The organism is Pseudomonas sp. TE3786 (assembly GCF_054057335.1).
Map to the genome: position 1 here is coordinate 395,261 of NZ_JBSRZF010000001.1, position 18,601 is coordinate 413,861.

An 18,601-nucleotide genomic window follows, 5' to 3' on the forward strand; every position below is an offset into this window, starting at 1 on the left:
TGCCCACCCTGTTAATTGGTCTGGCAGCTGCCGCCGTGCCGCTGCTGGCGCTGCTTTGGCAGCAGCAACGGCGTCTGGCCCAGGCGCAGGCGCAGAACGCTTTGCTTGATGAGCGTCTGAGCACCGCGCAACTGGCGCAGGATGGTCTGGCCGCGCAACTCGATGGCTATCGCAGCGATATCGCCGAGCTGAGCGAAACCAAAGCCGAGCAACAAGCCGAACTGGCCGCCCTGCGCCGGGAAACCGATCTGCTGCACAGTGAGCGCGGGCGCGCCCGTGATGCCGCCCAGGAGTGGCGCAGCGAGCGGGAACAGAAAGAGACCGAGCTACGTCAGCTCAGCGCCGAACGTGCCAGCCTCAGCGCCGAACTGCGCGAGCAACAGGACCACCACCAGCAACGCCTCAACGACCTGCAAGGCTCGCGTGACGAGCTGCGGGCGCAGTTCGCCGAGCTGGCCGGGAAGATCTTCGATGAGCGCGAGCAGCGCTTTGCCGAAACCAGTCAGCAGCGCCTGGGGCAATTGCTCGACCCGCTGAAAGAGCGCATCCAGTCGTTCGAAAAGCGCGTGGAAGAAAGTTATCAACAAGAAGCCCGCGAGCGCTTTTCCCTGAGCAAGGAGCTCGAGCGTCTGCAACTGCTCAACCAGCGCCTCGGCGATGAAGCCACCAACCTTACACGCGCCCTGCAGGGGCAGAAAACCCAAGGCAACTGGGGCGAGTTGGTGTTGGAACGGGTGCTTGAGCATGCTGGCCTGGAGAAGGGCCGCGAGTATCAGACCCAGGTCAGCCTGAAGGGCCAGGATGGCGCGCGCTTTCAGCCGGACGTCTTGATTCAGCTCCCCGGAGAACGCCAGGTGGTGGTGGATGCCAAGGTCAGCCTGACCGCCTACCAGCAATACGTGGCCGGCGAAAATGACGCGATACGCCAGCAAGCGCTCAAGCAGCATGTGCTGTCGTTGCGCGGCCACCTTAAGGGCCTGTCGCTTAAGGATTACCAGCGCCTGGAAGGCCTGCACAGCCTGGATTTCGTGCTGCTGTTCGTGCCCATCGAGGCGGCCTTCGCCGCGGCGCTGCAGGCCGATCCCGGGCTGTTTCAGGAAGCCTTCGAGCAGAACATCGTGATCGTCAGTCCGACCACCTTGCTGGCCACCTTGCGGGTGATCGACAGCCTCTGGCGCCAGGAGCGGCAAAGCCAGAACGCCCGGGAAATCGCCGAGCGCGCCGGGGCGCTGTACGACAAGTTCGTAGCTTTTATTGTTGATCTGGATGAAGTCGGCAGCCGACTTGGCCAGCTCGACAAAGCCTACGCGGCGGCGCGCAACAAGCTTGCCGACGGGCGCGGCAATATCATCAGCCGGGTGGAAAATCTCAAACTATTGGGCGCACGGGCGAGCAAGAGTTTGCCCAGCGAGTTACTCGAACGCGCGGCGGGTTTACCGCATTTCGACGATGACGAAACGGTAGAGCCCACACCGGCTCCGTAGGGCGAATATCGCCACAGGCGATATCCGCCGATTCCCCAATCGTAGGACGGCGGATATCCACGATGCGGATATCCGCCCTACTTAACGTTGGCCACAAACTCCCTGACCCACCCCGCCAACGGCGCAGGCTCGGCCAGTAAATTCCAATGCCCGGCCGCCAGTTCCCGGCGCGTCAGGTTGGGCGCCCAGTGCTGCAAGTTGTCGAACAGGTGCGGCCGTACAAAACGGTCGCGGGTCAGCACCACCAATTGCACCGGCACCTGGGTGAAGCGCTGACGCGGCGTAAACAGGCTGCGAATAAAATTGGCGCGATAGAGCTTTACCCCCTGTTGGCCATCCTCACTTTGCGTACTGCTGATTCGCGCCGGGCGGATACCTTCCACCTGGCGCAAAAAGCGTGGCCAGAGCTTGGCCATGCCGTGGCGCCAGGCCAGTTCCGGAATCCATGGCAGGTGAAAAAAGGCGATGTACCAGGAACTGAGCAACTGGCCGAGCAGTTGCCGCAAGGCGCTGGCCTTACCTGACTTGCCGCGCTCGCCCATCCAGTAGCCAACATGGTCCAGGCACGGGCCGGAAATGCTGGTGTAGGACGCCAGATGGTTTTGCAGGCGAGGTTCGGTGACGCCTTCCCAACTTTGAATCGAGCCCCAGTCATGGGCGATCAGATGCACCGGTCGCTCGGGGCTGTGGGCCAGAATCACGGCCTCCAGGTCGTCGGCCAGCAAGGGCAGGCGATAGTCGCGCCGGTGTCTGGGTTTATCCGATGCGCCGGCACCGCGCACGTCGTAGGCGATGATCTGAAAATCCGCCGCCAGCTGGTTGATCAGCGGCAGCCAGATATCATGGTTGTCCGGGTAGCCATGTACCAGCAGCAGAACCGGGCCGGCCGGGTTGCCCCAGCGGTAGGTAGCCAGTTGCACGCCGGCGCTGTTTACCATCAGCTGTTGGGTGAGCGGGGCAGGGCAGGCGATCTGTACGGCAACGGTCATGGCGGCGCTCCAATCGGGCAGGGTGCCAGTATTGGAGGAGGACGGTGACCGTGACCAGCAGGCACCAGCGAGTCCATCCCAAGGTTAGGGCGAACCCGGGTCCCGTAGGAGCGGCTTCAGCCGCGATCCCTGCAAACGGCGTCAAGAGCATCGCGGCTGTAGCCGCTCCTGCGAGGGACGGGGCGGTGGTTAGCGCAGCGGCAGATGCCGACTCAGCAGCGCCCTTAGCGCCGCCGGTTTCACCGGTTTTGGCAGGTACTCAAGGCCTGCCGCATGCACCTGGGCAATCAGTTCCGGACGGCCATCGGCGCTGATCACCACCCCGGGCACCGGTTCACCCAGGCGCGTGCGCAGCCAGGCCATCAGCTCGGTGCCGGTTTCGCCTTCGTCCAGGTGGTAGTCCACCAGTGCCAGTTGCGGGCGTACGTCTTCGGCCAACAAGTGTTCGCATTCCAGGCGGTTGCGCGCGGTCCATACCTGGCAACCCCAGCGCGACAGCAGGCTGTGCATGCCCACCAGAATGCTGTCTTCGTTATCGATGCACAGCACTTGCGCGCCACTTAGATGATGGCCGTTAGCATCGCTGCCGTTGCCATTTACGGCGGTCGGCGAGGGAGTCTTGGCCAGCGGCACGGTGACGCTGAATACGCTGCCCTTGCCCGGCCACGAGCGTACTTCCAGTTTGTGCCCAAGCACCCGGCACAGGCCGTCGGCAATCGCCAGCCCCAGGCCCAGGCCTTTTTCCGCGCGGGTCTGGTGGCTGTCCAGGCGTTTGAATTCTTCGAAGATCACCGCGCGCTTGTCTTCGGGAATTCCCGGGCCGCGGTCCCACACTTCCAGGCGCAGGCCCTCGCTGCAGCGGCGCACGCCCAGCAGCACATGGCCGCTGGCGTAGCGGAAGGCGTTGGTAAGGAAATTCTGCAGCACCCGGCGCAGCAGTTTGATATCGCTGTCCACCCGCAGTTGGCTGCCGCGCAGGTGGAAGCTCACACCCTGTTCCTGTGCCTGGGCCTTGAACTCGGCGCCCAGGGTATCGAACAGGGTGTTGAGTTCGAAGGCGTGGCGCTCGGGGGTGATGCGGCCGTTTTCCAGGCGGGAAATATCCAGCAGGTCGCTGATCAGGTCTTCGGCCGAGCGCAGCGAGCTGTCCAGATGGCGGATCAGTTGCTGCGCCTCCTCCGGTAAGGCATCCGGTTGGTGAGCGAGGGCGGCGGAGAACAGGCGTGCGGCGTTCAGTGGTTGCATCAGGTCGTGGCTGACGGCGGCGAGGAAGCGGGTTTTCGACTGATTGGCGCTTTCCGCTACGCCCTTGGCTTCGCTCAGCGCCAGGTTGAGTTGCGACAGTTCATGGGTACGCGCGGCCACCCGTTGTTCCAGGCCTTCGTTGGCTTCTTTCAAGCCCTGCTCGGCTTCGCGGAAGGCGGTGATATCGGTGAAGCTCATTACGAAGCCGCCACCGGGCATCGGGTTGCCGATCAGCTCGATCACCCGGCCGTTGGGGAACAGTCGCTCAGAGGTGTGCGCGCGGCCCTGGCGCATCCAGTACAACCGCCGTTCGACGTGGGCGTCCGGCTCGCCCGGCCCACACAGGCCGCGCTCGGCGTTGTGGCGAATGATGTCGGCAATCGGCCGACCGACGCTGATCAGGCCTTCGGGGTAATCGAACAGCTCCAGGTAGCGGTGGTTCCAGGCCACCAGACGCAAGGAGGGGTCGACCACGCTGATGCCCTGAGTGATGTTCTCGATCGCCCCTTGCAGCAGGGTGCGGTTGAACTGCAGCACCTCGGAGGCTTCGTCGACGATGCGCACCACATCCTCGACCTGCATATCGCGGCCTTCGATGGCAGCTTTCACCACCGCACGGGTCGACGAGGCACCGAGCACACCGGCCAGCAGGCGTTCGGTATGGGCAATCCAGTCGCCATTGGCGGGCTGGTCGGGGTTGAAGCTTTTGCCCTGCCGGTAGGCGAAACGGATAAAGCTTTGCTGCGCCCGCTCTTCGCCGACAAAGCGGGCGGCCAGGCTCAGCAGGTCATCCACTTGCACCGCAAGCTGGCTGCGGCTGCTCGGTTTGGTAGCAAATTCCTGGCTGATAAAGCGCCCGGCCTGCCAGTGCTCGGCCACACGCGTGCGAGAGAAATACGAGACCCAGACAAACAGGGTGCAGTTGCTCGCCAGTGACAGCACCACGCCGCGAGTCAGCGGGTCGACCTGCATGCCGATGGATTGATAGAGGAGAAACTCCAGCCCCGGAAAACGCGCCAGCGACCAGCCCAGACTGTGGGCCACCACTGGCAGTACCAGGGTGTAGAACCACACCAGACAGCCCGCAGCCAGACCAGCGAACACGCCACGGCGGTTGGCCTGTTTCCACAGCAGGGCACCGAACATGGCCGGCGCCAGCTGGGTGATGGCGGCAAAGGAAATCTGCCCGATGGTGGCCAGGCTGGCGTTGGAGCCGAGCAGGCGGTAGCAGACGTAGGCCAGCAGCAGAATCACCACGATGCTCACCCGGCGTACCGAGAGCATCCAATGGCGGAATACTTCGAAGGGCCGTTCGGCGCTTTGCCGGCGTAATAGCCAGGGCAACAGCATATCGTTGGACACCATGGTCGACAGCGCCACGGCTTCGACGATCACCATGCCGGTGGCCGCCGATGCGCCGCCGATAAATGCCAGCATGGCCAGTGCCGGATGGGCATGGGCCAGGGGCAGGCTGATGACAAAGGAGTCGGGAATCACCCCGGCCGGCAGCAGCATCTTGCCGGCCAGGGCGATGGGAATCACGAACAGCGCCGCCAAGGCCAGGTAGGCAGGAAACACCCAGCGCGCCAGGCGGGTGTTTTTCGGCTCGATGTTTTCCACCACTGTGACGTGGAACTGCCGGGGCAGACAGACGATGGCCATCATTGCCACGCCGGTCTGCACGATCAGCGACGGCCAATTGATGGTCTCGGCCCAGAAGCTTTCCAACTGCGGTGTGGCAGCGGCCTGGTCGAGCAGATCGGTGAAACCGTTGAAAACACCCCAGGTGACATAGGCACCGACTGCCAGAAACGCCAGAAGCTTCACCAGGGATTCAAATGCAATCGCCAGTACCATGCCACGGTGGTGTTCGGTGGCATCCAGGTTGCGGGTGCCGAACAGAATGGAGAACAACGCCAGCACCAGCGAGACCACCAGGGCGGTGTCCTGGGAACGGGTGCCGGTGGTGTCTTGCACGTGGCCGGAGCCGATCAACATGTTCACACCCAGCACGATGCCTTTGAGCTGCAGGGCGATATAGGGCAACACGCCGACCAGACAGATCAGCGCCACCACCACCGCCAACAGCTGCGATTTGCCGTAGCGGGCGGCGATAAAGTCGGCGATGGAGGTGATGTTTTCCTGCTTGCTGATCATCACCATCTTCTGCAGTACCCAGGGGGCGAACAGCATCAGCAGGATGGGGCCGAGGTAGATCGGCAGGAACGACCAGAGTTGCCCGGCGGCCTGACCTACGCCGCCAAAGAAGGTCCAGCTCGTGCAGTACACCGCCAGCGACAGGCTGTACACCCAGGCTTGCACCTTGGGTGGCATGGGCGTGCGACGGCGATCACCGTAAAAGGCAATGGCGAACATAATGGCCATGTAGCACAGGGCGACCGTGGCGATCAGCCCGCTGGACAACGACATGCGTACTCCGAAAATGCTGGGTTTTATTGGTTCTGATGGTGCCCCGAGCGGAACGTCGAGGTGCTGGTCAGTGTCGCATCAAAGTGTCATTCAGTCAGGCGCGACTAAGGTCGCAAGGCCTGATTGCGATTGCCGCGCGCCTGCGCTCGCTAACTAGGAAGTCACTCATGTTCAAACCCCAACTCATCACCTTGCAACGGGGTGCATTACGCCTGGAACCCATGCTCGACGCGGATATTCCTGCGCTGGTGACACTGGCCGAAGGCAACCGCGAGCAGCTGATCTACATGAGCGGCCCGCTGCGCCTGGACTGGTACCGCAGTGCCCTGGCCCAGCAGCGCGAGGATCAGGCGTTGCCGCTGGTGGTCCGTCTGGGGGATCGCTTGGTGGGCACCACGCGCTTTTTCGAGTTTCAGCCGGCCTTGCCCTCCTGCGAAATCGGCGGCACCTGGCTGGAGGCCAGCCAGCACGGCACGGGCCTCAACAGCATGATCAAGTACCTGATGCTGCGGCATGCCTTTGAAAGCTGGCGCATGGTGCGCGTGCAATTGCGCACCGCGGCCAGCAACCTGCGCTCCCAAGCGGCAATCGACAAGCTTGGTGCCGTGCGTGAAGGCGTGCTGCGCAATCATCGACGTCTGGCCGATGGGCGTCTGGACAACAGCGTGCTATATAGCCTGACCGACCGCGAGTGGCCGGCGGTCAAGCAACAGTTAGAGGCGCGTTTTAGCGGGTAGCAGATGGCATCGGCGGGTGAGCAGACACGGTTTTGGCAGGCAGAAGAGTTGGGTGGCGTCGAACTGCTGCATGCCCACTACATCGAACAGCGCTTCGCTCCCCATGTGCATGACGGCTACGTGTTCACCGTGATCGAACGCGGTGCCCAGCGCTTCAACCACCGCGGTGCCGAGCACCTGGCACCGGTGGGCAGCATGGTGCTGATCAACCCCGACGAACTCCACACCGGTTCCAAGGCCCATGACGAGGGCTGGTTGTACCGCGCCTATTACCCCGAGATCGGCCAGGTCAATGCGGTGTTCGAGGAGCTGGAGCTGGCCCCCGAGGGCTTGCCTTCGTTTGCCGCCAGCGTGCTCCACGATCCCCAGCTGGCCGGCCTGTTCAGCGGGCTGCATCGGTTGCTGGGCGACGGTCATGCCTCGGCACTGGAGCGGCAAACTGCCTGGCGTGAGGCGATTCTGTTGTTGTTCCAGCGTTACGCCAAAGTGCGTACGGCCGCCGAAGCCGGGCGCGAGCCGCAGGCGGTGGCCCGGGCCAAGGAGCTGCTCGGTGCCTCGCTGGTCGAGCCGCCGTCGCTGGAGCAATTGGCCGCCACGGTCAATCTGTCGCCCTTCCACTTTGCTCGGGTTTTTCGCCGGGCCACCGGTTTGCCGCCCCATGCCTGGGTCAAGCAGCGGCGTATCGAACAGGCGCGTGCCTTGCTCAAGGCGGGCTGCGCGCCGGTGAACGTGGCCATGCAGTTAGGCTTTGCCGATCAGAGCCACCTCACGCGCCAGTTCAAACAGGCTTACGGCGTGGGGCCGGGTGAATATCGGCAGGCGTGCGCAAGATCGTTCAAGACGGTGAACGACGCCTGACCTAGGCTTGCCGGTCAGGAGGAGCTCCAATGACCCGCTCGCAGTTGTTTGTTTATGGTTTGCGCGACAGCGTGCCGATGATCGTCGGCATCGCCCCCTTTGGCATTATCTACGGCACCCTGGCCAGCGTGGCCGGCCTTAGCCTGTGGCAGGCACTGGGCATGTCGATGCTGGTGTATGCCGGTTCGGCGCAGTTTATTGCCATCAGTTTGCTGACCGCCGGCACCGGTGCCGCAGTCATTCTGTTTACCACCCTGATCGTCAACTTGCGCCATGTACTCTATAGCGCCTCGTTGCAGCCTTTTATCGCCCACCTGCCGCAGACCTGGCGCGTGCCCCTGGCCTTTGGCCTGACCGATGAAACCTTTGCGGTGGTGCAACGCCGTTACCTCGCCCACGGTGCCGGCAACCATGGCCAGTGGTACCACGCGGGCGTGGCGGTGGCCTTGTACCTGTGCTGGATCAGTTCGTCGTTGCTCGGCGTGCTGTTTGGTCAGGCCATGCCCAGCCTGGCCGGTTGGGGGTTGGACTTCGCCATGCTGGCGACCTTTATCGGCATCGTCGTGCCGCTGCTGCGTAACTTTCCTCAGGTGGCGGCGGCGCTGGTCGCCGGTGCCGTGGCGGTGCTCTGTCATGCGCTGCCATATAAGCTGGGTCTGTTGGCAGCGGCAATGGCCGGGATTGTGGTGGGCGTGGTGTTGGAGCGTCGGGCTGAAAGCGCAGTGGCCGGGGAGGACGAGTGATGCAGACCTGGTTACTGATTCTGGGCATGGCACTTATCACTTTCGCCGTGCGCTACAGCCTGTTCGCCTGGCCCAGCCTGCGTTTTCCGCCGCTGGTGCTGCAGGGGCTGCACTACGTGCCCACAGCTGTACTCACTGCGATTGTGCTGCCTGGGATGTTGCTGCCCGATGGCGAGCACCTGGCGTTGCGCCTGGACAATGCCTACCTGCTGGCGGGGCTCGGGGCGATTTTGATTGCCGCGGTCACCCGACATTTGCTCGCCACCATTGGCGGCGGTTTTGTGCTGTTCTTTCTGCTGCGTTGGGCATTCGGCCAATTACCCCTGTAGGGCGAATAACCGCTCGCGGTTGTCCGCCGCCGAGGTCACGGTGGGCACAGAAACGGCGGATACCCCTGGCGGGGTATTCGCCCTACGATTTTTCGCATTTCTCTGCACAAAAACGACTTCCCCCTGTGGCTTTGTGCCATGCACATGCAGTCCAATGCTGGACGGCCAGCGTGGCCTCACACAGGTACACAGGGATCATGACCACACACTCGCAGTTTGCTTTGCTGGGTAAAAAACGCTTTCTGCCTTTCTTCGTCACGCAATTGCTCGGTGCCTTCAACGACAACATCTTCAAGCAGTCGCTGATTCTCGCCATCCTGTTCAAGCTGAGTATTTCCGGCGACCGCACGGTGCTGGTGAATCTCTGCGCGCTGTTGTTCATCCTGCCGTTCTTTCTGTTCTCGGCCCTCGGTGGCCAGTTCGGCGAGAAGTTCGACAAGCACAAGTTGATTCGCGCCATCAAGCTGGCGGAAATCCTGATCATGTCGGTGGGTGCTGCAGGTTTTCTGCTGAACAACCTGACGCTGATGTTCCTGGCCCTGTTCGGCATGGGGACGCACTCGGCGCTGTTTGGTCCGGTGAAGTATTCGATTCTGCCGGCGGCCCTGCAGGAAGACGAACTGGTGGGGGGCAACGCCCTGGTGGAAATGGGCACCTTCCTGGCGATTCTGGCCGGCACTATCGGCGCTGGCGTGATGATGTCCGAACAGACTTACGGTCCGCTGGTGGCCACCGCCATCGTCGCCATCGCTGTCGCCGGCTACCTCAGCAGTCGCGGTATTCCGCCGGCCTCGGCAGCGCTACCGAGCCTGGTGCTGGACTGGAATATCTTCCGTCAGTCCTGGGCCATTCTGCGCATGGGCCTCGGCCAACGTCCGGCAGTGTCGCGGTCGATTGTGGGGAACTCGTGGTTCTGGTTTCTCGGCGCGATCTACCTGACACAGATTCCGGCCTACGCCAAAGAATGGCTGTACGGCGACGAGACCGTGGTCACCCTGATTCTTACTGTGTTCTCCGTAGGCATTGCGCTGGGCTCGATGCTTTGCGAGCGCCTGTCCGGGCGCAAAGTGGAAATCGGCCTGGTGCCATTCGGTTCTATTGGGCTGACCCTGTTCGGCATTCTGCTCTGGTGGCATTCGGGCAATTTCCCGCAGACCGCTGAGGCGCATACCTGGTTGCAGGTATTGGGTTATGGGCAGGCGTGGTGGGTGCTGGGCGACATTCTCGGCATCGGCATTTTCGGTGGCTTCTATATCGTGCCGCTGTATGCGCTGATCCAGTCGCGTACCGCCGAGAATGAGCGGGCGCGAGTGATTGCGGCCAACAACATCCTCAACGCGTTGTTTATGGTGGTCTCGGCAATTGCCTCGATCCTGTTCCTGGCCGTGGCCAAACTGACGATTCCGCAGTTGTTCCTGGTGGTGTCGCTGATGAACATCGCGGTGAACAGCTACATCTTCAAGATCGTTCCCGAATTCACCATGCGCTTTATGATCTGGCTGCTCAGCCATTCCATGTACCGCGTGGAACACCGTGACCTCGAGCGGATTCCCGATGAGGGCGCAGCGGTGCTGGTGTGCAACCATGTGTCGTTCGTCGATGCGCTGCTGATCGGTGGTGCGGTGCGCCGGCCGATCCGTTTCGTCATGTACTACAAGATCTACAACCTGCCGGTGCTCAATTTCATCTTCCGCACCGCTGGCACCGTGCCGATTGCCGGGCGCAGTGAAGACCTGCTGATCTACGACCAGGCGTTCAAGAAGATTGGCGAGTACCTGAAAAATGGTGAGCTGGTATTGATCTTCCCGGAAGGCAAACTGACCACCGACGGTGAGATCAACGAGTTCAAAGCGGGCGTTACGCGCATCCTCGAAGAGAACCCGGTGCCGGTGATTCCCCTGGCCCTGCAAGGGCTGTGGGGCAGCTTCTTTAGCAAAGACCCGGGCAAGGGGCTGTTCCGTCGGCTGTGGTCGCGGATCACGTTGGTAGCGGGTGCGCCGCTGGCACCGGAATCGGCTACGCCGGCGATATTGCAGGCGCAGGTTGGGGAGTTGCGTGGGGCGGTTAAGTAAGTTTTCGCCGTTCCCCGTCGTCCCCGCGCAGGCGGGGACCCAGAATCTCGAGTCTTACCAAGCCAGGTGCACGACGCAGCATTCTGGATTCCCGCCTGCGCGGGAATGACGGAGTTGAGTTGAAGGTCAGTGACTGAGCTTGAGCCCAACCAACCCACAGATAATCAACGCCACACTGCCCAAGCGAATCAGGGTAATGGCTTCGCCGAACAGCATGATGCCGGCGATGACCGTACCCACGGCACCCACACCGGTCCAGATCGCATAAGCAGTGCCCAGCGGCAGCTCTTTCATGGCCAGACCCAACAGCCCCAGGCTGACCAGCATGGCACCAACGGTGAGTGCGGTAGGGAGAGGGCGGCTGAAGCCGTCGGTGTATTTCAGGCCAACGGCCCAAGCCACTTCGAATAGGCCAGCGACGAACAGAATGATCCAGGACATAAGACTACTTCCACAGAGAGTGGGGTCGTCCCCGGTCTACTAGGCAGGCCCGAGGTCGTCCTCAGGCTGTGCAGTATTTTGCACAAAGTTCGCCCAAGGGCAAGCTCGGTAATTATTTCAGGGTGCTGGTTGAACGGGTGGTTGCTCGTTGGTTGATGCCGTTGTGTCGTCTTCCATTCGGCGAAACCATGTGGCCAACAACGCCCCGGAGATATTGTGCCAAACGCTGAATAGCGCGCTGGGCACCGCCGCCAGTGGTGAGAAATGCGCACTGGCCAGTGCCGCGCCCAATCCGGAATTCTGCATGCCCACTTCCAGCGCCAGGGATTTGCGCTGCGCCAGCGGCAGCTTGAAGACCTTGCCGGTGAAGTAGCCCAGCAAAAAACCAAAGCTGTTGTGCAGAATTACCACCGCCATGATCAGCAGGCCGGACTCGGCAATCTTCGCCTGACTGGCCGCCACTACAGCGCTGACGATCAGCACGATGCTGACCACCGACACCAGCGGCAATACATCCACCGCCAGCCGCGTGCGCTCACCCAGCAGCCGTTGCGCCACCACGCCAAGCACGATAGGCAACAGCACCACCTGCAGAATCGACCAGAACAGATCGGCGAACGACACCGGCAACCAGGCCGAAGCCAGCAGCCAGATCAGCGCCGGGGTCAGCAGCGGGGCGAGCAGGGTGGTAACGGCGGCGATGGCCACCGACAACGCCAGATCGCCCTTGGCCAGCCAGGTCATCACGTTCGAGGCGGTGCCGCTTGGGCAGCAGCCGACCAGAATCACGCCGACGGCGATCTCGGCCGGCAGATGAAACAGCTGGCACAGCAACCAGGCCACGCCTGGCATGATCACGAAGTGGGCGACCACACCCAGAGCCACGCGCCACGGATGGCGGGCGACCTCGGCAAAGTCGTCGAGCTTCAGCGTCAGGCCCATCCCGAACATCACCACGCCCAACAGCGGCACGATTGCGACCTTCATGCCGATAAACCAGCTCGGTACAAAGAAGGCCAGCACTGCAAACAGCAGCACCCAGTAAGCGAAGGTATTGCCGAAAAAGCGGCTGAGGGCTGCCAGTGCACGCATATCGGTTTCCTAGTGGTTAGACGCCTTGTGGAATCTCTTCGCCGCCGAGGGCTTCGAACAGCTGCGGCAGGAATTCGGTGAAGGTCATCATCATCAGGGTGAAGCTGGCGTCCAGTTGGCCCAGGGCTTCGTCGCCGCCGTCCTGTTCGGCCTGGTCGGTAAGCAGGTCTTCAAAGCGCAGGCGCTTGATAACGGTTTTGTCGTCGAGCACGAAGGAGAGTTTGTCTTCCCAGGCTAGGGACAGTTGGGTGACGAACTTGCCGGCCGACAGGTGCAGCTGGATTTCTTCGCTGGTCAGGTCCTGACGTTTGCAACGGACGATGCCGCCGTCTTCCTGGGTATCGCGCAGCTCGCACTCGTCCAGGACATGGAAGCCAGGGGCGGCGGTCTGGGTTTTGACCCAGTCGGTCATGGTGGCGGTCGGGGCCACTTTTACCGACAACGGACGTACCGGCAGCGAGCCAATGGCTTCGCGCAGGGTAGAAAGCAGGTCTTCGGCTTTTTTCGGGCTGGCGGCGTTGACCAGAATCAGGCCCTGCTTCGGCGCGATGGCGGCGAAGGTGGAGGAGCGACGGATAAAGGCGCGCGGCAGGAAGGCCTGGATGATTTCATCCTTGATCTGGTCGCGTTCCTTTTTGTAGACCTTGCGCATCTGCTCGGCTTCGATCTCGTCGACCTTTTCTTTAACGGCGTCGCGAACCACGCTGCCCGGCAGAATGCGGTCTTCTTTACGCGCGGCAATCAGCAGGAAGTCACCGCTGACGTGCACATAAGGAGCGTCTTCGCCTTTGCCGAACGGGGCGATAAAACCGTAGGTGGTCAGTTCCTGGCTGGCGCAGGGGCGGGCGGGTTTGGCGGCCAGTGCGGTTTCCAGTGCTTGCGCATCGAAGGGCAGATCTTGGGTGAGGCGATAGACGAGCAGGTTACGGAACCACATGAGGGGAGAACTCCAGTTTTCGCAAAGGGCGCATTATTCCCCCCTCGGCGCTATTGGCCAACCCTGCGCTAAGCCTTTGGAACCTCAGTAAAAATTATTTTAAAAAGGGCTTGCCAGGGTGAGGATCGCTCCGTATCATGCGCCCCACTTCGAGAGTGAAGGGTGATTAGCTCAGCTGGGAGAGCATCTGCCTTACAAGCAGAGGGTCGGCGGTTCGATCCCGTCATCACCCACCAATCTTGAGGTTACGCGCAGCGGTAGTTCAGTCGGTTAGAATACCGGCCTGTCACGCCGGGGGTCGCGGGTTCGAGTCCCGTCCGCTGCGCCATATTTAGCTGCTCTATAGACTGAAGTAGAGCCAGCGCTTAGAAAGCGACCTTAGGGTCGCTTTTTTCGTTTCTACCCGCACTAGTTCCCTTCCTTATACAGGTTTCGATACGCAGACTTTCTGCGCCTATCGGTGTGCTTTTTTCGATGTTCTTTTGCCAGGACTTTTCCAGGCAATGTTCGGGAAAAATTCCTTTTGCATCCCTGAACTTATGCCGTTTTTCTGGTTCGTATCCCCGTAGCCAGTGATCCCGGCAGCCTGCTAAGCTCGCAGCTTCACTCGATTGCCCTCTATAGCGCACGAACAAGGAAAAAGTATGAGACAACATCGTTTAGCGGCGGCGGTGGCCTTGGTGGGCCTGGTGCTCGCGGGCTGCGATTCGCAGACCAGCGTTGAGCTGAAAACCCCCGCGCAAAAAGCCTCTTACGGCATCGGCTTGAATATGGGCAAAAGCCTGGCTCAAGAAGGCATGGACGATCTCGATTCCAAGGCTGTTGCTCAAGGCATCGAAGATGCTATCGGTAAGAAAGAGCAGAAGCTCAAAGACGAAGAGCTGATGGAAGCCTTCAAAGCTCTGCAGGAACGCGCGGAACAGCGCAGCGCCAAGCTCGCCGAAGAATCGGCTGCAGCAGGCAAGAAATTCCTCGAAGACAACAAAAAGCGCGAAGGCGTGGTGACCACCGCTTCGGGCCTGCAGTACGAAGTTGTGAAGAAAGCTGATGGTCCTCAGCCGAAAGCCTCCGACGTGGTGACCGTTCACTACGAAGGCAAGCTGACTGATGGCAAGGTGTTCGACAGCTCCGTCGAGCGCGGTAGCCCGATCGACCTTCCGGTTAGCGGCGTGATTCCAGGCTGGGTTGAAGCCCTGCAACTGATGCACGTTGGCGAAAAGATCAAGCTCTACATCCCGAGCGAACTGGCCTACGGTGCCCAGAGCCCGAGCCCGGCGATCCCGGCCAACTCGGTACTGGTATTCGATCTGGAACTGCTGGGGATCAAGGATCCATCCGCAGCTGCGGCACCAGAAGCTGAGCCAGAAGCCGCTCCAGCCAAGTAATACCTCCGTGTCATCACAACGCCCCGTCTCGACGGGGCGTTGTCGTTTCTGCAGGGTTTAATTCGAACCGGGGAGTGACTGGCAGGTCTGAATTAAGCGCAGGTGTTACGGTTATGCACATTCCGCGAACAGCTCGCATTGCCATCAGGTGACACTCGCGTACCAACTCTATATTTTTAATAACTATATGATTTTATTTGTTTTTTTATGCTGATTAAAAAATGCCCGATCTGAAGCAAAGCCCCATGGCATGGGCTTTTGCCTATAGGGTTGGCAGGTTGTTCACAAGGTTATCCACAGGTTCGGTGGATAACCCAGCCAGCCCAGTAAGCACGCGGGCTGAGGAGGTTTGCCGATGAAAACTCCATGGAATTTCGCGCGTTACCTACCCATTGCACAACGCTTTATCGCACGCGGCAGATTGCCGGCTTTGCTCTTGGCGGTGACGCGCAAAAGCGCCGCCCAGGGCGGTCGCCTCGGTGCCCTGAAGGCAGAGTTACGAGTGTTACTGGCTTTGTGCATGGCCTGGTGGCGAGGTGAGTACCGTGGCATCAGCTCCCAGGCATTACTCTCGGTGGTCGCGGCACTTTTGTATTTCCTGTCGCCGATCGATGCGATTCCCGACGCCTTGCTAGGTTTCGGTTTTGTCGATGACATCGCCGTGCTTGGTTGGCTGCTGCGTACCTGGAGCGTCGAACTGGATGAGTTCCGTGCCTGGCTGGCGGCACGTACCCCGCAACAGCAGGAGGAATTGCTGAAGTTGCCATCATCGGTGCCATCATCGGACGTGGAATCAGCGCGTTAAAAACGCGGAAAACTTGCCCCACGCTTCACGCCCTCATCGCGGTTTGGCCTGTTAAGATGCGCCCTTACAAGGAAAGTGCTGAAGCAGTCGGCACTGCTTTTCCATGGGGTAGGCGGTGATGGATGTGCAGGTAATCATGCGTGATGGCGAAGCCGAATATGCGGTGTTGCCATGGGCGGAATATCAAGCGTTGTTGCAGGCGGCAGGTCGCGCACCTGCGCCCGTACAGTCGACCGGCGAACCCGCCGGAACGGCTCCGGCGGTGTCCAGTTTCAGTGAGCTGACGGCGCTGCGCGAGGCCAAGGGGCTGACCTTAGAAGCCCTGGCTCGTACCGTGGGCATCAGCCCACATTATCTGACCATGATCGAAAGCGGTGAGCGCCAACCCGATTCGGCGATTCGCCGCGCCCTGGCCTGGAACCTGGGTGTCAGCAGTTGGGAGGCCGATACGTGAGCGTAAGCATTAGTCGCCAGCATTGGCAGGCGCTACTGGGTGAATTGGCGGAAGCGCGCAGACAGCGCCATCTGCTTACCTATCGCGCGCTGATCGAGCGTCTCGAACTACCTACTCCCGCCATGCAAACCCTGACCGCCGCGTTGGAGCACCTGGCCGCACTGGATGCGCGGGCCGAGCATCCGCTGCGCAGCTCGCTGGTGATCAGCCAGGGTGCCAGCCGTTTGCCACGCACCGGCTTCTTCGAATGTGCACTGCGCCTCGGTCGTTTCAGTGGCCCGAGTGATGGCGTCGCTGCCGCTTCCTGGCATGCCGCCGAAGTAGTGCGCGTGTTCGAGTACGACTACCCGGACGAGGCCTGAGTGGTCTACTGGCGAATCAAGGCCCGTCTGGGCTACTTCGTCGCCCGCCGCCTGTTGCGTTGGCCGGCCTTGGTCAAGCAACCGCGGGTGTGGAGCTGGATGGAAGGGCAGTTCGCGCGCATGGCGGCATTGGATGATGTTGCCGCGCAAAGTTTCTACGGTCACCTGCTGGTATTTCGCGGTCGCGGTTTTGGCGCGCGGGAGGAAGGTATTCGTCTGCTGGGCAAGGCAGCAGCAGCGGGTGATGCGAAGTCAGCCTACCAACTCGGTGTGCTCAGCCTGGCCGGTGACACCCGCAATGCCCCCGACGCTGTCGCAACAACGAACTGGTGGCGTCTTGCCGCCGATGCCGGCCATCCATTGGCCGCGCGTCGTCTGGCGCAGTTATATGCCCAGGGCGAGCATGGTCTGGCTGCCGATCCGCAGCTGGCCGAGCACTATGCCCAGCGTGCTGCCGAACTTGGTCTGTAACTCAGGCGGAAAGCTTCTGGGTATCGATGATGTGCAGGCTGTAGCCGGGCACATTCTTGGCCTGGCGCTTGGCTTCCGAGGCCAGCCCGGCAAGCTGTGCCGCATCCAGCGTGGCGCAGCTGGAAGGGTGCAAATGCACCACGCCCAGGGATAGTGATAACAAGGGGAATTCCTCGCGCTGCCCTTTACGGTTGTGCGAGATAAAACAACCGGCTTCCAGGTGCTCGGCACTGTAGAAACGTCGGCACTGACCTTGGAAATCTTCCAGCAGATAGTGCAGACGCGAGCGCCAATCTGACGAGCCCAACACCAGAAGAAAATCATCGCCGCCGATATGGCCGACAAAGTCGCGCGCCGGATCGACACGCTCGCTCAGGCATTGCGCCAGACACAGCAGAATCTCGTCGCCCTTGGCGTACCCATAGAGGTCGTTGAAGGGCTTGAAGCTGTCGATGTCCACGTAGCAGATCACCGCTTCGCGGGCTTGCTGCAGCAGGCGCGCGAGGCATTGCTGAATAGGTACGTTGCCAGGTAGCAGGGTGAGTGGATTGGCATGGCGAGCTTGCTGGATTTTCAGCTCGGTGATCAGCTTGAGCACATCGATCACCCGCCCCAGTCCCTGGTAGCGGCCATGCAAGGTGATGATGAAATCCTCTTCCATGCGCTGGCGGGCGCGGCTGGTCAGCAGGCGGCTGACCTTCTGCAGGCTCTGTCCCAGATCCACGGCGAGAAAGTCGGTGCTCATCAGGCGACTGATCGGCTTGCGCGCAAACAGGTCGGTGGCGAACGGCTTGAGCAGGGCATCAGATAGCGAATGGCGGTGGACGATGCCTACGGGCTGCTGCTCGGCGTTCAACACCGCCAGGGAATTGAGGTTGGCCTGGGCACGAAAGGCTTCCAGTACCGCCGCGATCGGCAGGCTTTCACTGACTGCCGGTTGCTCGTTGAGCAGGGCGCTGAGGTCGCTGCCTTCTTCGCTGAGCGTCGGCGGGCTGGCCTCCAGTTTCGGTAGCAAGGCTCGGGCGTCCCGCGGTGGGTGTTCCTGGGGGCGGCTGAGCAGATAACCCTGGAGTAGATCGACGCCCATTTCCGCCAGCACGGTGAGCTCTTCCACCAGCTCGATGCCCTCGGCAATCACTTGCGCGCGCGAGGCCTTGGCCATTTGCAGAATGGAACCGACGAACTCGCGTTTCACGGCGTCCTGATGGATGCCGTCGATAAAGTGCCGGTCGATCTTCACGTAGTCCGGGCGCAATTCCGACCACAGCCGCAGGCTCGAATAACCCGCGCCTAGATCGTCCAGAGCGATGGAGAAACCCATGGCGCGGTAGTGGTGAAGGGCGGTGTAAAGCAGGGAGAAATCTTCGGTGGGCGACTGCTCGGTAAGCTCGATCACCACCTGGCTCGGCGGAATACCGTAGGTCTGCAACAGCTTGAGGGTGCGACCAGGCTGGTGGGTGGGTTCCAGCAGCGAGTCGGGTGAGACGTTGAGAAACAGCTTGCCCTCCAGCTTCTGCTCGCTGAAATGCTGGCAGGCACTTTTGCGGCAGGCCAACTCCAGTTCGCTCAGGCGACCGGCATGGCGGGCTACGCCAAACAGATTGACGGGGGAGTGCAGGGGACTATTCGAAGGGCCGCGGGTAAGGGCTTCGTAACCCAGAATGCGCCGTTCGGAAAGCGACACGATGGGCTGAAACAGGCTATGCAGGTCGCCGTGAGCAAGGATCTGATCCAGCGCGCTCAACTGCTCGGTGACGGTCATTGATG

General features: G+C 61.3%; 17 protein-coding genes and 2 tRNA genes. 13 read left to right on the forward strand and 6 right to left on the reverse strand.

The features are described 5' to 3' along the window. The first annotated feature begins 101 nt into the window (after positions 1-101). Complete coding sequence (rmuC, locus tag ACVW0Y_RS01860) at positions 102-1,484, forward strand: DNA recombination protein RmuC (RefSeq protein ID WP_457435834.1); 1,383 nt, start codon at positions 102-104, stop codon at positions 1,482-1,484. Between the two features lie 77 nt (positions 1,485-1,561). Here the strand turns inward: rmuC and ACVW0Y_RS01865 are convergent, their stop codons facing one another. Beyond that, entirely contained in the window at positions 1,562-2,473 is a 912-nt protein-coding gene (locus ACVW0Y_RS01865) for an alpha/beta fold hydrolase (RefSeq protein ID WP_457435678.1), read from the reverse strand. Between the two features lie 189 nt (positions 2,474-2,662). Further along, positions 2,663-6,148 (reverse strand): hybrid sensor histidine kinase/response regulator, encoded by a 3,486-nt coding sequence (locus tag ACVW0Y_RS01870; protein WP_457435680.1) that lies wholly within the window; start codon positions 6,146-6,148, stop codon positions 2,663-2,665. Positions 6,149-6,315: 167 nt separating this feature from the next. Between ACVW0Y_RS01870 and ACVW0Y_RS01875 the strand changes: the two genes are divergently transcribed. From ACVW0Y_RS01875 to ACVW0Y_RS01895, 5 genes are all read left to right on the forward strand, one after another. Beyond that, a complete protein-coding gene (locus ACVW0Y_RS01875; RefSeq protein WP_457435682.1) occupies positions 6,316-6,885 on the forward strand; it encodes a GNAT family N-acetyltransferase in 570 nt (189 codons plus the stop codon). Positions 6,886-6,888: 3 nt separating this feature from the next. Continuing rightward, positions 6,889-7,743 (forward strand): AraC family transcriptional regulator, encoded by an 855-nt coding sequence (locus ACVW0Y_RS01880; protein WP_457435684.1) that lies wholly within the window; start codon positions 6,889-6,891, stop codon positions 7,741-7,743. 29 nt (positions 7,744-7,772) lie between these two features. Beyond that, positions 7,773-8,486, forward strand: coding sequence for an AzlC family ABC transporter permease (locus tag ACVW0Y_RS01885; RefSeq protein WP_457435686.1), 714 nt, complete (start codon positions 7,773-7,775; stop codon positions 8,484-8,486). Next, positions 8,486-8,815 (forward strand): AzlD domain-containing protein, encoded by a 330-nt coding sequence (locus tag ACVW0Y_RS01890; protein ID WP_457435687.1) that lies wholly within the window; start codon positions 8,486-8,488, stop codon positions 8,813-8,815. Before ACVW0Y_RS01885 ends, ACVW0Y_RS01890 begins: the two co-directional genes overlap by 1 nt. Positions 8,816-9,012: 197 nt before the next feature. After that, positions 9,013-10,887 carry an MFS transporter gene (locus ACVW0Y_RS01895; RefSeq protein ID WP_457435688.1) on the forward strand — a complete coding sequence of 625 codons (1,875 nt, stop codon included), beginning with the start codon at positions 9,013-9,015 and terminating at the stop codon, positions 10,885-10,887. A gap of 126 nt (positions 10,888-11,013) precedes the next feature. Here ACVW0Y_RS01895 and sugE read toward each other — a convergent pair whose 3' ends face one another. The 3 genes from sugE to rdgC all read right to left on the reverse strand — a co-directional run bounded on the left by sugE (position 11,014) and on the right by rdgC (position 13,357). After that, complete coding sequence (gene sugE, locus ACVW0Y_RS01900; RefSeq protein WP_457435689.1) at positions 11,014-11,328, reverse strand: quaternary ammonium compound efflux SMR transporter SugE; 315 nt, start codon at positions 11,326-11,328, stop codon at positions 11,014-11,016. A 117-nt stretch (positions 11,329-11,445) separates the two neighbouring features. Continuing rightward, on the reverse strand, positions 11,446-12,420 hold the full coding sequence (locus ACVW0Y_RS01905) for a bile acid:sodium symporter family protein (RefSeq protein ID WP_457435690.1): 975 nt from the start codon (positions 12,418-12,420) through the stop codon (positions 11,446-11,448). Between the two features lie 16 nt (positions 12,421-12,436). Then, a complete protein-coding gene (rdgC, locus tag ACVW0Y_RS01910) occupies positions 12,437-13,357 on the reverse strand; it encodes a recombination-associated protein RdgC (RefSeq protein WP_457435692.1) in 921 nt (306 codons plus the stop codon). A gap of 160 nt (positions 13,358-13,517) precedes the next feature. On the opposite strand from rdgC, the gene ACVW0Y_RS01915 reads away from it, so the two are divergent. From ACVW0Y_RS01915 to ACVW0Y_RS01945, 7 genes are all read left to right on the forward strand, one after another. Further along, positions 13,518-13,593, forward strand: a tRNA-Val gene (locus ACVW0Y_RS01915). Between the two features lie 15 nt (positions 13,594-13,608). Beyond that, positions 13,609-13,685 (forward strand) — tRNA-Asp (locus tag ACVW0Y_RS01920). Positions 13,686-14,001: 316 nt separating this feature from the next. Then, positions 14,002-14,742 (forward strand): FKBP-type peptidyl-prolyl cis-trans isomerase, encoded by a 741-nt coding sequence (locus ACVW0Y_RS01925; protein ID WP_457435693.1) that lies wholly within the window; start codon positions 14,002-14,004, stop codon positions 14,740-14,742. A gap of 355 nt (positions 14,743-15,097) precedes the next feature. Continuing rightward, complete coding sequence (locus ACVW0Y_RS01930; protein ID WP_457435694.1) at positions 15,098-15,547, forward strand: YkvA family protein; 450 nt, start codon at positions 15,098-15,100, stop codon at positions 15,545-15,547. A gap of 118 nt (positions 15,548-15,665) precedes the next feature. Then, a complete protein-coding gene (locus ACVW0Y_RS01935; protein ID WP_457435696.1) occupies positions 15,666-16,001 on the forward strand; it encodes a helix-turn-helix domain-containing protein in 336 nt (111 codons plus the stop codon). Then, positions 15,998-16,363: a hypothetical protein gene (locus ACVW0Y_RS01940; RefSeq protein ID WP_457435698.1), complete on the forward strand. Its 366-nt coding sequence runs from the start codon at positions 15,998-16,000 to the stop codon at positions 16,361-16,363. Before ACVW0Y_RS01935 ends, ACVW0Y_RS01940 begins: the two co-directional genes overlap by 4 nt. Next, complete coding sequence (locus ACVW0Y_RS01945) at positions 16,364-16,834, forward strand: sel1 repeat family protein (RefSeq protein ID WP_457435700.1); 471 nt, start codon at positions 16,364-16,366, stop codon at positions 16,832-16,834. 1 nt (position 16,835) lies between these two features. Here ACVW0Y_RS01945 and ACVW0Y_RS01950 read toward each other — a convergent pair whose 3' ends face one another. Then, complete coding sequence (locus ACVW0Y_RS01950) at positions 16,836-18,596, reverse strand: bifunctional diguanylate cyclase/phosphodiesterase (protein WP_457435701.1); 1,761 nt, start codon at positions 18,594-18,596, stop codon at positions 16,836-16,838. Positions 18,597-18,601: the final 5 nt, after the last annotated feature.